Below are 16,542 nucleotides of genomic sequence, written 5' to 3'. Positions count from 1 at the left end.
CCACACTGCCATGTGGCAGTCCGGCTTGACAGTCATGGCAGTGATGCGCCAACATGCATGCATCCTCCGGAGCACACCATGACCAGCCAGCCACCCTACCCCGCCGATACCCCGGCCCCGTCCGCGCAGGTGCAGTCGCTGGTGTCGTTTCTCGAGCACGAGTCGCACCCGATGATCGTGCTCGACCCTGACTACAACATCCTGGCGGCCAACACCGCCTACCAGCGCCAGTTCGGCGGCGTCGACCAACCGTTTCTCGGCCACAAGTGCTACCGCATTTCACATCATTACGATGTACCCTGCGACCAGGCGGGCGAACACTGCCCGATGAAGAAGGCACAGGAACTGCGCGGGCCGGACCGCGTTTTGCACATCCACCATACGCCGCGTGGCCCCGAGCACGTGGAAGTCGAGTTGCGCCCGATTCTCGACGAGCATGGCGCTATCACGGCCTACGTGGAGCGCCTGTCCGTGGTGCGCAGCGCATCGGCGCGGCCCAGCGACGAGGGCCTGGTGGGCCGCTCGCCGGCCTTCAACCTGGCGCTGGCGGCGTTGCAGCGGGTGGCGCCGTCGACATTGCCGGTGCTGTTGCTGGGCGAATCAGGCACCGGCAAGGAACTGTTTGCGCGCGCGGTGCACGAAACGAGCGAACGCGCGGGCGGCCCGTTCGTCGTCGTCGATTGCTCGGGCCTGACCGAGACGCTGTTCGAAAGCGAACTGTTCGGCCATGAGAAAGGCGCGTTTACCGGCGCCACCACAAGGAAGCCCGGCCTGGTCGAGACTGCGCAGGGCGGCACTCTCTTTCTAGACGAGATCGGCGACGTGCCGCTGGCAATGCAGGTCAAGCTGCTGCGGCTGATCGAATCGGGCACGTACCGGCGTGTCGGCGGCGTCGAAACCTTGCATGCCAATTTTCGGCTGGTTGCCGCAACCCACAAGCCGCTGGAAAAAATGATGGCCAGCGGCGAATTTCGACAAGACCTGTATTACCGCATCAGTGCCTTTCCGATACCGTTGCCGCCGCTGCGGGAACGCGGCGAAGACATTGCGCTGCTGGTCAATTCGTTTCTTCAGCGCGCCGGCGCCGGCAAGCGCAAGCTCACCATCGAGCCAGGTGCCCTGCTGCAATTGCAGCGGCGCTCGTGGCCGGGCAATGTGCGTGAGCTGCGCAACGTGCTCGAACGCGCCAGATTGTTTGCCGACGACGGCGTGATCCGGACCGAGCACTTGCCCGGCGCGCCGCCGGAAGCTCCCGCTGCGCGTCCCTCTGTTGCTACCAACTCCCTGGCGGCGGTACTCGCTACGTTCGACGGTACCCGCAGCGAACTGGCCACCCACCTCGGCATCAGCGAGCGCACGTTGTACCGGCGCTTGAAAGCCCAAGGCTTGGCCTAGCCCGACCGCGTGGCAGCGTACTGCCAGGCGCTGCCAAACTGGCAGCGCCTGGCCGTGACGTGGCAGCCCCCATACCATCGGCGTTCAGCTAAGGGATTGTTATCAATGGTTAAATGCGCGCGCCACGCTGTTGGCATGAAACGTGCAATCAACCGTGGTACGACCATTCGCATACCACTGAAGGAGAAAAGCCATGCAGGCAAATATAGGCACTACTGATCGCGCAGTTCGCATTCTGGCAGGGCTGGCGTTGATCGGGGCGACCCTGTTCGGCGTGATCGGCGCATGGGGCTGGATCGGCGTGATTCCGCTGGCCACCGGCATGTTTCGCTTTTGCCCGGCCTATCTGCCGTTCGGGTTCCGGACCTGTCGAACGAAACCAATAAACACCGTGAGGACAAGCAAATGAGCACCGCACCAACCAGTTACGGCGAGTTGACGGCATCGGTATCGAAGCAACTCGGCACGCTGCGCAATGACCTTCCCGAGGTGATGAAAGGATTTGGCGACCTGGCGCGCGCGGCGTCGCGTGACGGCGCCCTCGACAGGAAGACCAAAGAGCTGATTGCCCTGGCCTTGGGCGTGGCAGCGCATTGCGATGCGTGCATCGGCTTTCATGTCCAGGCGCTGGTGCGGCTCGGCACTACCAAAGCCGAACTCGAAGAGGCGCTCGGGATGGCAATCTACATGGGCGGCGGGCCCTCGGCAATGTATTCGGCCAACGCGCTGGCCGCCTTCGAGGAGTTCTCCGCGGCGCCCTGAGGCGTTGTCAATCGGGACGGGCGGCTGAACCCTGCCGGTTGGCATAGCGTTTGGCGGCCTCGAACCAAAGCAGGCTGAGCAAAGTGCCGCCAAGTCCGATCGCTACCAGCTTCGCGCTGGGAATGGCAAAGACGAAAAGCGATCGGAGTAGCGGAATGGCAAGCACCACAAAAAGCAGCACGATCGCCCCTGCGGCGATGAACGGAAATGTCGGGTTTTTTCTGTCCGGCCGGCGCCAGGTCGATGTCGACCAGGAGCGGTTGACGTAGATGAGGCCGAGATTGGACAGCACCAGCGCGCAAAACGTCGTCGCGCGGGCAGCGTCGTCCGACTCACCCAACGTTCGGGCCATCACATTTACCCCGACCAGCGCCAGCAACAGGCCGCCGCCTTGCCGTAGGCCGCGCACCAGCACCTCGCGGCCGAACAGGCGCGCTTCGGGCCGCCGCGGCGGCGCGCTCATGGCGTCCGCTTCGAGCGGTTCAACCTCGAAAATCACCGAGCATGCCGGGTCGATAATCAGTTGCAGGAACAGGATGTGAACCGGCATCAGCAGCATCGGGCACCCGAGCAGGACCGGAAGGACCGACAGGCCGACGATCGGCACATGCGCCGCCACGACGAACACGATTGCCTTGCGCAGGTTGGCGAATACCCGGCGGCCATGGCGCACTGCCGTTACCAGCGAGGCGAAATCATCGTTCAGCAGCACCAGTGCGGCGGACTCGCGCGCCACGTCGGTGCCGCGCGCGCCCATCGCAACGCCGATATCGGCCGCCTTCAGCGCCGGCGCGTCGTTGACCCCATCACCGCTCATCGCCACGACGTCGACGCGCGCGCGGAACGCCTGCACCAGCCGCAGCTTCTGCGCCGGCTGGACACGGCAAAATACTGTGGTATCGGCGAGGCGGGCCACAAGTTCCGCATCGCTCATGGCCGCCAGTTCGGCGCCAGTAACCGCCGCGCCGCCGGACGCCAGTCCGGCCTGGCGCGCGATTGAGATCGCCGTCGCCGGATGATCGCCCGTGATCATGACGACCCGGATGCCCGCGGTCCGGCATTCGGCGATCGCGGCGGGAACATCCGGGCGCACCGGATCTTCTAGCGCCACCAGGCCGAGGAACTCGAAATCGAAATCATGCTGGTTGCTCGGCAGGATGGACGCGTCGAACACTGCACGGGCGACGCCGAGCACGCGTAGGCCCTCTCCTGCCGTGCGCTCGACTTGCTGCGCGATCGCCGCGCCACGGCCGGCATCGAGGTGGCAGAGGTCGATGATCGATTCCGGCGCGCCCTTCGCGGCGATCATTTTGGCGCGCAGGTCGGGCGACTGCCACACGCGCGACATGGCCAGCATTTCCTTCGACAGCGGATAGTCGCTCAGCAGGGTCCAGTCGCTGTGCAGGTGCTCGGTGTCTGCCAGCAGGTGCTGGCCGGCGGCGCCGATGGCAGACTCCATCGGATCGAACGCGCGGCGATGGCTGGCCAGAACGGCAAACTCGAGCACGCTGTGCAAGGCTTCCTCGAATGGCGCCGATGCCGCGGTGGCGACATCGTATGCCGCCGCTTCGGTCCAGATTGCGCGCACTGCCATGCGATTGAAAGTCAGGGTACCGGTCTTGTCCACGCACAGCAATGTGGTGGCGCCAAGCAGCTCGATGGCTGGAATGCGCCGCGCAAGGACATTCTCGCGCGCCAGCCGCCATGCGCCGAGACCGAGAAATATGGTCAACACCACAGGCAGTTCTTCGGGCAGGATGCCATCGCGAATGTCAGGCAGGCGAGCACGCCGTGCAGCCAGTCGCCGCGCAAATACCAGTACAGCAAGGCAAGGCCGGCGGCCAGCGCGAGGCCAACCAGCGCCACGCTCTTCACCACCCGCCGCGTTTCCTGTTGAATCGGTGTGGGATCGGTGCGGATGGTGGCCAGCGATGCTCCGATCCGGCCAAGCGCGCTGTACACCCCGGTGGCGACAACCTGACCGCGCGCGTTCCCCTGGGTGACAAGAGTGCCCGAGAAGACATGCGAGCGCGCGTCCGCTCCGGGCGGCATCGGCGCTACGCCTGGCGCACCGGCGAATTTTGGCACCGTGGCAGATTCGCCGGTTAGCATCGATTCGTCCATCAGCAGGTTCGACGACTCGAGCAGGCACATATCGGCGGGCACCCGATTGCCCTCGGAAATGAGCACGATGTCCCGCGTACCAGGGCATGCGCGGCGATCGTACGTACCACGCCATGCCGCAGCACCAATGCGGTCGGGCTGGATAGGTCGCGCAGCGCTGCCAGCGCATTTTCGGCGCGACGCTGTTGGGCAAATGTAATGCCCATGACGACAAACACGAAGCCGAGCAGCATCAGCGCCTCGCCGCGGTCGCCAAGCAGCAGGTAGATCACGCCACACGCCACCAGCTACAGGAACATCGGCTCGGTCACCACCTCCGCGAGCAGGCGCAGCAGCGTGCGCTGCTTTGACGAGGGCAGCTCATTCGCGCCATCCTGCAGCAGGTGGCGGCTAGCTTCCTCCTCGGTCAGGCCGCCTTCGGTCTGTGTACCAGGATTCATTGTCGCGCGCCGCCCGGTGCCGCCGCCGTGGCCCCGACGACATGGTCGAGGTCGGGCCGGTGCCATGGATCGACATGCGTCATCAGCGACAGCACGCGGTGATGCTCCATCACGTTGCGGCGCGCCGCCACGGCGATGGTGTGTCCCGCTTCCACCGGGATCGTCGCGTCGACCTCGATGTGGGCGTCGACGACGATCATGTCGCCCATCTTTCGGGTGCGCACATCGTGCACGCCCATGACGCCCGAGGTGGCCTGCAGGGTGGCGATGATCGCCGCCAGTTCCTGCTCGTCGACGCCGCGGTCCATCAACTCGTGCAGGGCATCCCACGCGAATCCCCACCCCATCTTGACGATCATCAGGCCGACGATGAGCGCGGCGATGGGATCGAGCAGTGGATAGCCCGCCAGGTTTCCGGCAATCCCGCTTCCCACCACCAGGGAGGAAGCGGCATCCGAGCGGGCGTGCCAGGCATTGGCGACCAGCATGCTCGACTTGACGCGCGTGGCGACCCTCAGCATATAGCGGAACAATATCTCCTTGGCCACCAGGGCGACGGCTGCCACCGCCAGTGCGACCGCATGGACGACTGGAATGTGCTCCGGGTTTTGCAGCTTGCCGACCGCGGACGAGGCCATGCCGGCACCGACGGCAAGCAGCAACGCGCCAACGACCAGCGAAGCGGCGTTCTCGAAGCGCTGGTGGCCGTACGGGTGCTCGGCGTCGGCTTCCTTGGCGCCGTGATGGCTGGCAAACAGCACGACAAAATCGGCGACCAGGTCCGATAGCGAATGAATGCCGTCGGCAATGAGGCCCTGTGATTTTGCCAGCACCCCGACCGCTATCTGCAAGCCGCTCAGCGCAATGTTCAACGCGACACTGACCCAGGTACTGCGCGATGCGGCAGCAGCTCGCTCGGCCGGCGTATGCTCGGTGTCTTCGGGATCGTCAACCGGTTCGATAAAGCTGTTCAAAGGGCTCTCCATTGGCGGTCACGCCGCGGATACATTGCGCTCCACGCTATAGAGGGCAAATGTACATTGTAGCAATGTGGAGCCAGTATTGCCGCAGGCGTTGCGGCGAGGCGATTACCGCGAATGCCATTTCGGCAGCATCCTGCGCAGCGTGTCATCGCCCACCAGGTAATGGTGATACAACGCTGCCGCCGCATGCAAGCCGCTCAGAAAATAGCCAATCGTGGCGCCGCTTTCGTGGACTTCCTTGACCGTCTCCGCCAACGCCTTGTTTTCGTTGAGCAGTGCCGGCAGCTGCAACCCGAAGAATGGAATTGGCGTCCCTTTGGCGCTCAGAAGCAACCAACCCAACGCTGGCATGCCGAGCATGAACACGTACAGCGCCACTTTCATCAGCTTTGCCCCCTGCCCCTGCCATTTCGGCGGGGGCAGCGAAATGGCAGGCGCCGGGCCGGCGAAGTGGACGACCAGGCGTCCCGCAGCCAATGCGAGCACGCACAGTCCCAGCATGTAGTGCCACGTTTTCATCGCTTCGCGCGTGGCACTACCTTTTGGATAAAATTCGCGCAACTCCATGCTGGCGTACACCGCTACCAGCAAGGCTAGCATCACCCAGTGCAAACTGACGGATACCCAACCGTAACGCGAAGAGTCGTTTCGCCATTGCATACATTCTCCAGTCCATTGCGCCTGGAATTATTCATCCGACCAAGCGATCAAACCAGTGTATTGATGCGTTCCTAAAAAAACGTTGATGTGCGTCAAAAATGATTGAGCGCGCCGCTCGCCTCGGCAATTGCTGCCTTGTGATAGCGTTCGACGCTGCCGTCCTTGAGCATGGTTGCAAGCGACATCGATAAGGGCTGCACCAACGCGCGCTTCGATCGATGAATATAACAATGCATGGCAACCGACTCGACCACCGAAAGGCGCCGAATCCCAGCGCCGGCGAATTCAGGCTGCAACAGCGCGCGTTCAACAACGCTATCGATATCGACGTACAGGTCAGTGCGGCGCTGCACGAGTTTGCGTATCCCCAAGGTCGCATTATTGACCACGGAGACGTGCAATTCCGCAGGATGTGCGCCGAGCATTTCCCTGCATCGCACTACCCCATTGCGATATTCGACCCGCGGCTTACCGAACTCCGACAGGCCGCGCCACCCTTCGCCAAGGCGCTGCGTGGGATAACCGTAGGCGCAAAAGTTCATCGAGAAATGCGAAGGCGCAATGCGGATCATGTCCGGATGCAGCGTTCCATAACTGCCGACCCGGTTGATCTCGCCGTCCACCAGACCGGCGTCGGACATCGCAGATGCCCGTAGCGCCGGATACGATTGGAGCGTCAAGCCACGTCCTATCCGGGCGCAGGCATCAGCATAAATCATCCTCAGCCAGGCCCCGTGAATCGAATCCTCAACGTCTTCCGCAGTGACCAGCACGAGTTTGGATCGGCGCGCGAACGCGGCCGGAGCGCCCCCCAAAAGGACGGCGGCGGCAAGCGCTTGGATCCGGGATCTTGAAACCTGTTCGCGCAATGTTCACCTCGACATATGGGTTTGTGGATTGCTAACTTATTGCCCCGCTCCACGCGTCGGGCTGCATCAACTCGCGTTAATAATTCGTTAATGAAACATCGTTAGCATAACATTCCACCACCAGTCGCTCAGCGACATAGTGCAAGCGCCATGGCACCACAGCTAATCCTGAATGCAGAGGGCACATGACAAAGCTATATATTGCAAGCATCGCGCTGCTCGCATCAGTTGCCGCCACATGCTGGTTTTGGCGCTACCGGCGCATCACTATTGGGCTCCTATTGAGCAATGTAATTTGGGCAGCGATCGTGGCCGGCCGCCTCATTTTCGTGCTGACCCACCTCGATGTCTATGCCGCTGCGCCATTGCGCGTACTGGATCTGAGCGATGGCGGCTTGGCCGATGTGGTCGCATTATTCGCAGCGTTGGCGACGGCGGCGCACGGCACCGCACGCTCGGCCGAATTGCGCAAGCCGCTTGCCATTGCGCTCGCCAGCGGCGCCTGCGCATCGGCGCTAGCCACCATCCTGTTTCCTTTTCTTTCGACAGTGCCGATGACGACGCCTCAGATCGACGTGCGCAATCTCGACGGCGGCACCGTCAACCTTGCTACGTTGCGAGGCAAACCGTTAGTGATCAATTTGTGGGCCAGTTGGTGTCCGCCATGCAGACGGGAAATGCCGCTGTTGCAGGATGCGCAGCGAAAGCACACTGAGGTTCAATTTGTTTTCGTCAACCAAGGGGAGGACTTTACGGAAATTGTGCGATTTCTACACGAGCAGCAAACACCGCTGCAAAACGTGTTCGCCGATCGATTGAGTCAGGTTGGCAGCGCGACAAACGCCATCGGTATGCCAACCACGCTTTTCTTCAACCTCCACGGCAAGCTCGTCGCCCGTCACGTCGGCGAGATCGACGCGACGTCCCTGGCCGCCGCGCTGGCAGGGCTTGAGCGCAAACCGGGCGCAGTTGACTGACGCCGGCGACACAGCACGCTATTGCAGCAGCGCGCGCGCAGGTGTGGCGCGCGTCGCGCCCGCGCGTGCGCGATGATCGGCACGTGGGTGTGCCGGCGCCGCACCGGTGGCCAGCTTGAACGTGCCCACCACCGACGACAACTGCTTCGCCTGCTCCTGCATCGAGTCCGCCGCGGCGGCGGCCTCCTCCACCAGCGCCGCATTTTGCTGTGTGACCTGGTCCATCTGCGCAATCGCCTGATTGACTTGGGCGATGCCGGCACTTTGTTCCTGTCCGGCCAGGGCAATCTCCCCCATGATGTCGTTTACCCGCCTCACGCTGGCCACTACGTCGCTCATTGTCGTGCCGGCGGCATTCGCCATGCGGCTGCCCGCCTCGACCTTACCGACCGAGTCGCCGATCAATTCCTTGATTTCCTTGGCCGCCGCCGCGCTGCGCTGCGCCAGGTTGCGCACTTCGGACGCCACGACCGCGAAGCCCCGGCCCTGCTCCCCCGCGCGCGCCGCTTCGACCGCCGCATTCAGCGCCAGAATGTTGGTCTGGAACGCAATGCCGTCGATCACGCCGATGATGTCGACTATCCGCTTGGCCGATGCATTGATCGACTCCATCGTGCCGACTACGTCCGCAACTGCAACGCCGCCTTTGGTGGCGACTTCAGACGCCGCGTTGGCCAGCTGGTTCGCTTGACGCACGCTGTCGCCGTTCTGCTGCACCGTCGAAGTGAGTTCCTCCATCGATGCCGCCGTCTCTTCCAATGAGCTCGCTTGCTCTTCGGTACGGGCGGACAGGTCGAGGTTTCCGGCCGCGATCTCGCTCGATGCCGTCGTGATCGTGTCGGTTCCAGTGCGTACTTTGCGCACCAGCGCCGCCAGACTGTCTTGCATCATGCGCATGGTAAACAGCAGGCTGGCAGAGTTATGCTCGTTGTCGACATCAATGTGGCGCGTCAGGTCGCCCGCTGCAATCGATGCGGCGATCGACGCGGCGTAATCAGGCTCGCCACCCAACTGGCGCATCACGTTACGGGTGAGCCAGAATGCGACGCCGGCGCCGCCAAGAATTGCGCCGGCGGCCAGGAGCAGGCTGTATGTCAGTGCGGCGTGGGTGCGGTCCGCCAGATCGACTTTCGCGACCGCCACCGCGGCATTCTTGGCCTTGATCAGATCGAGCAATTCGCCGCGCATCTGGCGCCACATCGGCGTCTCTTCATTGTTCAGGCTCTCGATCGCTGCGCCTTGGTTCTCCTTTGCCAATCCGACAATCTTCCTCTGCATTTCCGACTGGCGTTCCTGCAGTGCCTTGACCTTCTGGAGAATCGACAATGCCGCCGCATCGTCTTGCGCCAGCGTCATCGCTGTGGTCATCTCTTTGGCGAATGCATCGCGCGCCGTATCGAGATTCTTGTAGCCCACCTGGTTGGCGGGCGAGAGGATGACGTTACGCAGTGCCTGGCCCATTTGCAGACCTTGGGCATACAGATTGGTGCTCGCGGCGAGAAACGCCTGGTCATGTTCAATAAACTTATCGAACTGCGCCGCGGCATTTTGCATCCCGGAGATGGCCACGCCGAGCGCGATTGCAAAAGATGCAAAGACCACTGCCATGCAGGTCGCCATTTTGTTACGTAATTTCATCGTATCGTTCCGCTCGAGTAAAAAAGGCGCTGATCAATATCTCAGCGCTTTTTCATTATCAGTGGAAATTAAAGATTACCAAAAGCAACTTTTAATTTTTCCGACCAATAGTAGGGCGATGAGGCGCTTGCACAACAATGCATGCCGCACGCCGGCGCAAGGCGGCGCCATCAACTGCGCGCGTCCTTCGGTTTGTCGCCTTTCGGCCAATCCTTTGCCTTGAATTTGTACACCGGGCGCGGCAGGTGGGTGAAATACTCGGCCACGTCGAGCGCCTCCTGATCACTCAGGGTGCCGCCCTGGCCGAGCGGCATATTGTGTTTGACGAACGCAGCGGCGGTATACGTGCGTGCCATGCCGGCGCCGTCGTTGAACGAATCCTTGCCGGCCACCGGCGGGAACAGATAGCCGCCTGACGGATTTTTGGTACCGGCGCCAGTGGCGCCATGGCAGCTGGCGCACTTGGCAGCGTAGACTTCTTGGCCGTGCGCCGGGTTCGCTTTGAGCTCCTGGTCGAGCGGGCCAAATCCGCGCCCCTTCACGCTCGTTCCCGTCGGCACGCCCGTCGACAGCCACTGCATGTACGCGAGGATATTGTTCATCTCCGCCGAATCGTAAGCGAGCGGCTTGCCGTTCATCGAGCGCTGGAAGCAATCGTTGACCCGCTCCGTCAGCGAAATCACTTTTCCGCTGCGCGAGCGATACTCGGGAAACACGCCCCAAATGCCCACCCAGGGCGAGGCGTTGGCGGTGGTTCCTCCGGCAAGGTGGCAACTGGTGCAATTTAACCCATTGCCGACGTTCTTCGGCAGGCGTTGGTGGGTTTCAGTAAGCAATTTCTTGCCTTCCTGAATCGCCAATCTCTTCGGTCCCGCCGGGATGGTTGCGTCGGCAGGCGCAGTAAATGGCGGCGCCGGCGGTTGGGCGGCAACGCTGCCTGCCAGTACCAGCGCGAGGCCGGCCGTTATCAATTCTAATTTGATCGTCATGTGCGGCTCCTGTAGTTCATTGTCAGTGCGCGGCTGACATCGTCGTCAGCGCGCTTGTCTTCGAGGCGATATCCACGCCGGCATCCTAGCGAAATTTTTCCAGGGCGCTGTCATCGTTCTTTTGCTCCGGCAGGCCGGTTATGGCCGGAAACTCCGACAGGCGCGGCATGCCGCTCCTGATCTGGACTTTGCCCTGTTTGTCCTTCCAGATCAACCCGGGCGTACCGGCGATGCCGAATCGCTGCATCAACTCGCCATTGCGGCGGATCGCCGCTGCCGCACCTGGTTGGGCAGCCTCGCTCGACTGTGACGAAGGGGTCCAAGGCTTGCCGTGGTTCGTTTCCATGACGCGAAACGCCGCCACCTTGTCGGCCGCCACCATCACCTCGATCGCCTTTGGCATGCTGTTCGGTCCGAGGGTGGCCACTGGAACCCAGCGCACCTGGAGACCGGCCTTTTCGTAGGGCTGGAATGCAAGCCATGCGGAGTGACAATACGGACAGTTGGCGTCGACGAACACGTAGACGGTCGATTTTGCGCCGGCGCCGGCGACGGCGCCTTCCGCGACGTAGCTCGACTTCTCCAGTTGCAGGAACAAGCCGCCGAGATCAGGCTTCGGTACATATTTTTCCTCGTACTGCGCGCTGATGCTTTCGCCGTTCTCGCCGATGAGCGCGCCGGCCAGCAAGGTTTTCTTGTCGGCCGTGGTGTACACGGTCGAATAATGGCCATCCTGCGCCAACACCCAGCCCGTCAGCCCGGAGACGGCGGGAAACTGGCGAACCACCTTGACGCCCGAATCCACGGCCTGGCGGATCGCCTTCGGATAGGCATCAGCCGAGAAGGCCGTGGTGGAGGCAAGCAGCGCGGCGCCGCCAGTGATCAGCGCGGCGGCGACGAGGCGCGGGTTCTTGTTCCTAAAGTGCATCGGGAGTGTCATTGAGTTTCCATGTGGTTGTCGGAAGGATTTATTTGGGCAATTCGGCCAGCCGCTGGGCCAGGCTGGCGGCCGACAGTTCGCCTAAGCGGCGCTCGACCAATCTGCCCCGGGCGTCGAAAAACAGGGTTGCCGGCAATGCTTGCGAACCGATCGCCGACGACAACGCGGAATGCGGGTCGAGCAGGACATTGGCGAGGTCGATGCGCGATGCATCAAGATACTGTCGCACCGTGGCGGCCGATTCGCTCTGATTGACAAAGACGAAGTTGACGTCCGCGCGGCGCAACTGCGCGTCGCGCAACAACGGCATCTCGCGCCGGCACGGCGGGCACCAGCTCGCCCACAGATTGACCACCAGCGGTTTGCCGGCGAACGCCTGCAATTGCTGCGGCCCGCCGCGCAGATTGGTCAGTTCGACGGCGGGGACGCCGACCTCAAGCTTCGGCTGCAGCGCGGCGACCAGCGCCACCCCCGCCCACAATGCGACGCCTGTCGCCACTCCCGCCGCCAGCGCAGGGCGTTGCGCCGGCCGCCGCCAGCCCAGCCAGGCCGCCACGATGACGCCGCCCACCACGCCGGCCCATCCCATCCAGCCGCCATCGCGCACGTCGAGGATGCTCGAGGGATGGCCGAGATACGCATCGCTGTAGCGCAGCACGTGCGCCGCGCGCGCCGCCAGCAAGGCGCAGGCGATCGTCACCCACATCATCGGTTCGGCATGCACGCCGCGCGCGCGTGCCACCCAGTTAGCCACGGTTGTGGCGAGCAGAATCGTCGCCAACACGACCAGCACGTCAAGCGAGAACGCCATCGGCCCTATGGCTATCGTACCCATCAGCTTGGCGACTCCGCGGCCATCCGCGCCTTGCAGCCGTCGCGAACGGCGCCGCGTGCTCCGCGCGTCATTGTTCTGTTGCGAAAGTATTCATCGCCATAGCGTACCAGCGGCCGATTACGGCAACATTAAGGCAATGGCGACAGTCAGCCTGGATGCGTCCCCGCGCGAGGACTGCTATGATCAAATTTTTGCGCGTTCGCCTATGCATGTTTTGCTGATTGAAGATGACGAGTTAGTAGCCAGCGGCATCCTGGCGGGCCTGCGGCTCTCGTCCATCACGGCCTACCATGCCGACACGGCGAGCGCGGCAAGTGCGGCGCTGGCAACGAGTGCGTTCGACGTCGCCATCCTGGACCTCGGCCTGCCAGACCAAGACGGCATGGCATTGCTGCAGCGCTGGCGCGGCGCCGGCAAGGACCTGCCGATCCTGATCCTGACTGCCCGCGACGACGTCCTGGATCGCGTCGCCGGCCTGCGCGCGGGCGCCGACGACTATCTGCTCAAACCGTTCGACCTGGCAGAACTGGTGGCGCGCCTGCACGCCCTGCATCGCCGTGCCGGCGGCCGCAGCGTCGATCGGATCGCCCACGGCGCGATGTGCTTCGACCCGGCCACTTGCGTCGTCACCTTGCATGGCGAAGCGGTGGAATTGTCGCGCCGCGAACTGGCGCTGCTGCAAGCGTTGCTGCACGCCGGCAAACGGATACTGAGTGCCGACCAGGTCAAGGACAAGTTGTACGGGCTGATCGACAACGTCGAGAGCAATGCGATCAATGTGCACATTCACCATCTGCGGCGCAAACTCGGCCCCGGGATAGTGGAAACCGTTCGCGGACTCGGCTACAGACTTGGCGAAGCCGGGCCATGAGCCTGCGGTTGCGGCTCCTGCTGATCATCGGCCTGCCGTTCCTCGTGCTGTGGGTGACGGCATCGACCTGGATGCTGGTCGAGCTACGCACCGAATTCAGGGCGGCGCTGGATGAACGGCTGGCGGCGTCGGCGCACATGGTGGCCGGCTTGCTGGCGCAATCGGCGGTCCCGCAAGCGGCCATGTCGCCGGTGCGCACAGTGACATCGATTGGAGCGATGAACGGGGTGGCGTGCGAAATTCGCCTGCTGCGCGGCGGCATCCTGGCGCGCACTGCCAACAGTCCCGAGCAGCTCGGCATCGCCGCTGCCGGCTACCGTACCAGAACGATCGACGGCGAACGCTGGCGCAGTTTCACGCTCGAAGAGAATGGCGTGCGGGTGACGACCGCCGATCGCGTCGATCGCCGCGAACAGTTGTTGCGCGGCGTTGTAGCCGCGGCGGCCATACCGGTACTGATCGCCACACTCGGCAGCCTGCTGGCGCTCTGGTTCGGCATTCGCCATGGCCTTGCCCCGCTCGAATCGATTCGAGCCGCGCTCGCGGCGCGCGAACCGGATGCGTTGCAGCCCGTCCCTACCGCCCGCGTGCCGGCTGAAATGTCCCCGCTCGTCGCGGCAATCAATGCGCTGCTGGCGCGTGTCGAGGGCGCACTCGAACGCGAACGACGTTTCACCGGAGATGCGGCCCATGAACTGCGCACACCGCTGACGGCCGTCAAGACGCACATTCAGGTAGCGCGGCTGTCACACGACGGCGACGGCAAAGACCTGGCGCTGCAGCACGCCGAACAAGGAGTCAACCGGCTGCAGCACACCATCGAACAGCTGCTGATGCTTGCCCGCCTTGACGGACCTTTCCGGTTCGATGACGATGACCTGGCCGGCGCTGCCACGGTCGCGCATGCCGCGCTAGCGCAGATCGCGCCCGACTTGACGCGCCGGGTGGTCGTCGCCGCCGACGGTGCGGCCGCCATGCTGACAATGCCGGCCGCCCTCGCCGCGACCGCGCTTCGCAATCTGCTCGACAACGCAATCCGCTACTCCCCGCCCAACACCGAGGTGCTCCTGCGATTCGCGCGGGACGGCGAGTCGATCGTGTTTTGCATCGAGGATCGTGGCATTGCAATGAGTGCGCAAGACAGCGCACGCGCCGTCGAACGGTTCTGGCGCAATGGACGCGGCCAAGGCAGCGGGCTTGGCTTGTCGATTGTGGAGGCCATCGCCAAGCGTTTCGGCGGCGACCTCCAACTCAGCGCCCGGCCGGGCGGCGGCCTCGTGGCGAAACTGCGCCTGCCGGCGGCTGACTAAAGCCAGCCGGCGGCCCCCTACACGGCAGCCATTACTCGTTGCAGCCGTTGTCGCACCTCGCCGGCGAGCACGGCGATGTCGGGCTTGCCGACCAGTTGAAGCACTGCATCGGTGTCCATGAATTCCACGCTGACGTTGCCATCGGCTACTTCGCGCACCAGCACATTACACGGTAACAGCAGGCCGATCGACGGCTCGGCCTGGATCGCCCGCTGCGCCAGCGCGGGATTGCAGGCGCCCAGTATCCGGTAGGCCGGCATATCGGCGTTGAGCTTCTTTTTCAAGGTGGCGGCGACGTCGATGTCGCTCAAGATGCCGAATCCTTCTGCCTGCAAGGCTGCGGTGACACGTTCAATTGCCTCGTCGAAGGCGCACGACACCGTCTTGCCAAATCCATAGTTGCTTGCCATTTTCATTCTCCATGTGATGATGTTTGTTGATTAACCGCAGCGCGGGATTTATACATTATATTGATTTATAGTTTGTCGCGTAATATAATATTTTCGTACAAGACGAAACAAGGAACGATCAACCATGAACCACCCCGTCCCGTTTGACCCGGCCGCGATGCGCGCGGCGGCAGCGCAGGCATGCGGCCTGCTGAAAGTGCTCGCCAACCCTGACCGCTTACTACTGCTGTGCCAGCTCACCCAAGGCCCACTTTGTGTCAGCGAACTTGAAACCATCCTGGGGATTCAGCAGCCTACCCTCTCCCAGCAGCTCGGTGTCCTGCGCGACGAAGCGCTGGTGACCACGCGACGCGAAGGAAAGCAGATTTTCTACAGCATTGCCAGCAGCGAGGCAATGGCCGTGATGGCGGCGCTGTACCAACTGTATTGTGAAAAACCGAACGGAGCAACATCATGATGATCGACTGGGTGCATTTCACGCCGTGGGCCTCCCTGGCCGGTGGCGTATTAATCGGACTGGCCGCGGCGCTGTTCGTACTGTTCAACGGCCGCATTGCCGGCATCAGCGGCATCCTGGGCGGCTTGCTGCAATGGCCGAAAGGCGACATCGCCTGGCGCATCGCATTCCTGTTCGGCCTGGTCGCCGCCCCGGCCGCGTATGGCCTGTTCGCCCCGCTGCCCGCGGTGCAGGTCGATGCCGGCACCGCCACGCTGGTGGTGGCCGGCCTGCTGGTTGGCATCGGTACGCGCTATGGCGCCGGCTGCACCAGCGGCCACGGCGTGTGCGGCCTGTCGCGCCGCTCACCGCGATCGCTGGTGGCCACGGCCGCCTTCATGGCGGCTGGATTTGTCACCGTTTTCATCGTTCGTCACCTCATCGGATAAGGAGCACATCATGCACATCATCATGGCACTCGTTGTCGGCCTGGTCTTCGGCATCGGCCTGATCGTCTCCGGCATGACCGATCCGTCCAAGGTAATCGGCTTTCTGGACCTGGCCGGCCACTGGGATCCCTCGCTCGGTTTCGTCATGGGCGGCGCCATCCTGGTCGGGCTGGTCGCGTTCCGCTTCGCCGCGGGGCGCGACAAGTCGCTGCTCGGCGACGTCATGCGCCTGCCCACCGCAACGCACATCGACCGCCGGCTGGTCTTGGGCGGGCTGGCCTTCGGTATCGGCTGGGGACTGGCCGGCTACTGCCCCGGTCCGGCGCTCGCATCGCTCGCCAGCGGCGGCAGCAAACCACTCATTTTTGCAGCAGCAATGATCGTCGGCATGGTGATCTTCGAATTGCTCGAGCGCCTGCCGGCGCGCCGCAAGCAGGCAGCGTAAGGGGCAGCG

21 protein-coding genes are annotated in these 16,542 nt (G+C 63.2%); 9 read left to right on the top strand and 12 right to left on the bottom strand.

All coding sequences use genetic code 11. The features are described from left to right. Nucleotides 1-78 precede the first annotated feature (78 nt). From AC1D02_RS04050 to AC1D02_RS04040, 3 genes are all read left to right on the top strand, one after another. On the top strand, nt 79-1,395 hold the full coding sequence (locus AC1D02_RS04050; RefSeq protein WP_477313920.1) for a sigma-54 interaction domain-containing protein: 1,317 nt from the start codon (nt 79-81) through the stop codon (nt 1,393-1,395). A 193-nt stretch (nt 1,396-1,588) separates the two neighbouring features. After that, a complete protein-coding gene (locus AC1D02_RS04045) occupies nt 1,589-1,804 on the top strand; it encodes a YgaP family membrane protein (RefSeq protein WP_477313918.1) in 216 nt (71 codons plus the stop codon). Beyond that, complete coding sequence (locus AC1D02_RS04040; protein WP_477313916.1) at nt 1,801-2,157, top strand: carboxymuconolactone decarboxylase family protein; 357 nt, start codon at nt 1,801-1,803, stop codon at nt 2,155-2,157. The genes AC1D02_RS04045 and AC1D02_RS04040 overlap by 4 nt, the downstream gene beginning before the upstream one ends. Nucleotides 2,158-2,164: 7 nt before the next feature. Here AC1D02_RS04040 and AC1D02_RS04035 read toward each other — a convergent pair whose 3' ends face one another. The 7 genes from AC1D02_RS04035 to AC1D02_RS04005 form a co-directional block, all read right to left on the bottom strand. Further along, complete coding sequence (locus tag AC1D02_RS04035; protein ID WP_477313914.1) at nt 2,165-3,889, bottom strand: cation-translocating P-type ATPase; 1,725 nt, start codon at nt 3,887-3,889, stop codon at nt 2,165-2,167. Continuing rightward, a complete protein-coding gene (locus AC1D02_RS04030; RefSeq protein WP_477313912.1) occupies nt 3,886-4,347 on the bottom strand; it encodes a P-type ATPase actuator domain-containing protein in 462 nt (153 codons plus the stop codon). The genes AC1D02_RS04035 and AC1D02_RS04030 overlap by 4 nt, the downstream gene beginning before the upstream one ends. Beyond that, nucleotides 4,281-4,553, bottom strand: a complete 273-nt coding sequence (locus tag AC1D02_RS04025) for a hypothetical protein (protein WP_477313910.1) — start codon at nt 4,551-4,553, stop codon at nt 4,281-4,283. Before AC1D02_RS04025 ends, AC1D02_RS04030 begins: the two co-directional genes overlap by 67 nt. 15 nt (nt 4,554-4,568) lie before the next feature. Beyond that, nucleotides 4,569-4,721, bottom strand: coding sequence for a cation-transporting P-type ATPase (locus AC1D02_RS04020; protein WP_477313908.1), 153 nt, complete (start codon nt 4,719-4,721; stop codon nt 4,569-4,571). Next, on the bottom strand, nt 4,718-5,695 hold the full coding sequence (locus AC1D02_RS04015) for a cation diffusion facilitator family transporter (protein ID WP_477313906.1): 978 nt from the start codon (nt 5,693-5,695) through the stop codon (nt 4,718-4,720). The genes AC1D02_RS04020 and AC1D02_RS04015 overlap by 4 nt, the downstream gene beginning before the upstream one ends. 114 nt (nt 5,696-5,809) lie before the next feature. Continuing rightward, a complete protein-coding gene (locus tag AC1D02_RS04010; RefSeq protein ID WP_477313904.1) occupies nt 5,810-6,364 on the bottom strand; it encodes a cytochrome b in 555 nt (184 codons plus the stop codon). A gap of 92 nt (nt 6,365-6,456) precedes the next feature. Continuing rightward, on the bottom strand, nt 6,457-7,044 hold the full coding sequence (locus AC1D02_RS04005) for a hypothetical protein (protein ID WP_477313902.1): 588 nt from the start codon (nt 7,042-7,044) through the stop codon (nt 6,457-6,459). 374 nt (nt 7,045-7,418) lie between these two features. Here AC1D02_RS04005 and AC1D02_RS04000 point away from each other — a divergent pair, with 374 nt between their 5' ends. After that, entirely contained in the window at nt 7,419-8,210 is a 792-nt protein-coding gene (locus AC1D02_RS04000) for a TlpA family protein disulfide reductase (RefSeq protein ID WP_477313900.1), read from the top strand. Between the two features lie 18 nt (nt 8,211-8,228). Here the strand turns inward: AC1D02_RS04000 and AC1D02_RS03995 are convergent, their stop codons facing one another. From AC1D02_RS03995 to AC1D02_RS03980, 4 genes are all read right to left on the bottom strand, one after another. Further along, complete coding sequence (locus AC1D02_RS03995; RefSeq protein WP_477313898.1) at nt 8,229-9,848, bottom strand: methyl-accepting chemotaxis protein; 1,620 nt, start codon at nt 9,846-9,848, stop codon at nt 8,229-8,231. 170 nt (nt 9,849-10,018) lie between these two features. Continuing rightward, entirely contained in the window at nt 10,019-10,837 is an 819-nt protein-coding gene (locus tag AC1D02_RS03990; RefSeq protein WP_477313896.1) for a c-type cytochrome, read from the bottom strand. 85 nt (nt 10,838-10,922) lie between these two features. Beyond that, a complete protein-coding gene (gene dsbG / locus AC1D02_RS03985; protein WP_477313894.1) occupies nt 10,923-11,777 on the bottom strand; it encodes a thiol:disulfide interchange protein DsbG in 855 nt (284 codons plus the stop codon). 28 nt (nt 11,778-11,805) lie between these two features. Further along, nucleotides 11,806-12,588: a prolipoprotein diacylglyceryl transferase family protein gene (locus tag AC1D02_RS03980; RefSeq protein ID WP_477313892.1), complete on the bottom strand. Its 783-nt coding sequence runs from the start codon at nt 12,586-12,588 to the stop codon at nt 11,806-11,808. 229 nt (nt 12,589-12,817) lie between these two features. On the opposite strand from AC1D02_RS03980, the gene AC1D02_RS03975 reads away from it, so the two are divergent. Next, a complete protein-coding gene (locus AC1D02_RS03975; protein WP_477314013.1) occupies nt 12,818-13,483 on the top strand; it encodes a response regulator in 666 nt (221 codons plus the stop codon). Beyond that, nucleotides 13,480-14,793: an ATP-binding protein gene (locus tag AC1D02_RS03970; protein ID WP_477313890.1), complete on the top strand. Its 1,314-nt coding sequence runs from the start codon at nt 13,480-13,482 to the stop codon at nt 14,791-14,793. The genes AC1D02_RS03975 and AC1D02_RS03970 overlap by 4 nt, the downstream gene beginning before the upstream one ends. Before the next feature lie 17 nt (nt 14,794-14,810). On the opposite strand, the gene AC1D02_RS03965 is transcribed toward AC1D02_RS03970, so the two are convergent. Beyond that, the gene (locus AC1D02_RS03965; RefSeq protein ID WP_477313888.1) at nt 14,811-15,203 is read right to left on the bottom strand and encodes a DUF302 domain-containing protein; all 393 of its coding nucleotides are present in this window, start codon (nt 15,201-15,203) and stop codon (nt 14,811-14,813) included. 124 nt (nt 15,204-15,327) lie between these two features. Here AC1D02_RS03965 and AC1D02_RS03960 point away from each other — a divergent pair, with 124 nt between their 5' ends. From AC1D02_RS03960 to AC1D02_RS03950, 3 genes are read left to right on the top strand one after another with little or no spacing between them, the layout of a single operon-like run. Continuing rightward, complete coding sequence (locus AC1D02_RS03960; protein ID WP_477313886.1) at nt 15,328-15,660, top strand: metalloregulator ArsR/SmtB family transcription factor; 333 nt, start codon at nt 15,328-15,330, stop codon at nt 15,658-15,660. Beyond that, nucleotides 15,657-16,088, top strand: a complete 432-nt coding sequence (locus AC1D02_RS03955; RefSeq protein ID WP_477313884.1) for a YeeE/YedE family protein — start codon at nt 15,657-15,659, stop codon at nt 16,086-16,088. Before AC1D02_RS03960 ends, AC1D02_RS03955 begins: the two co-directional genes overlap by 4 nt. Nucleotides 16,089-16,098: 10 nt before the next feature. Beyond that, complete coding sequence (locus tag AC1D02_RS03950) at nt 16,099-16,533, top strand: YeeE/YedE family protein (protein ID WP_477313882.1); 435 nt, start codon at nt 16,099-16,101, stop codon at nt 16,531-16,533. Nucleotides 16,534-16,542: the final 9 nt, after the last annotated feature.

The organism is Massilia sp. P1_C10, from assembly GCF_056406475.1.
The sequence above is the reverse complement of the archived record's forward strand: the minus strand, read 5'-3'. Positions and strand labels throughout refer to the sequence as shown.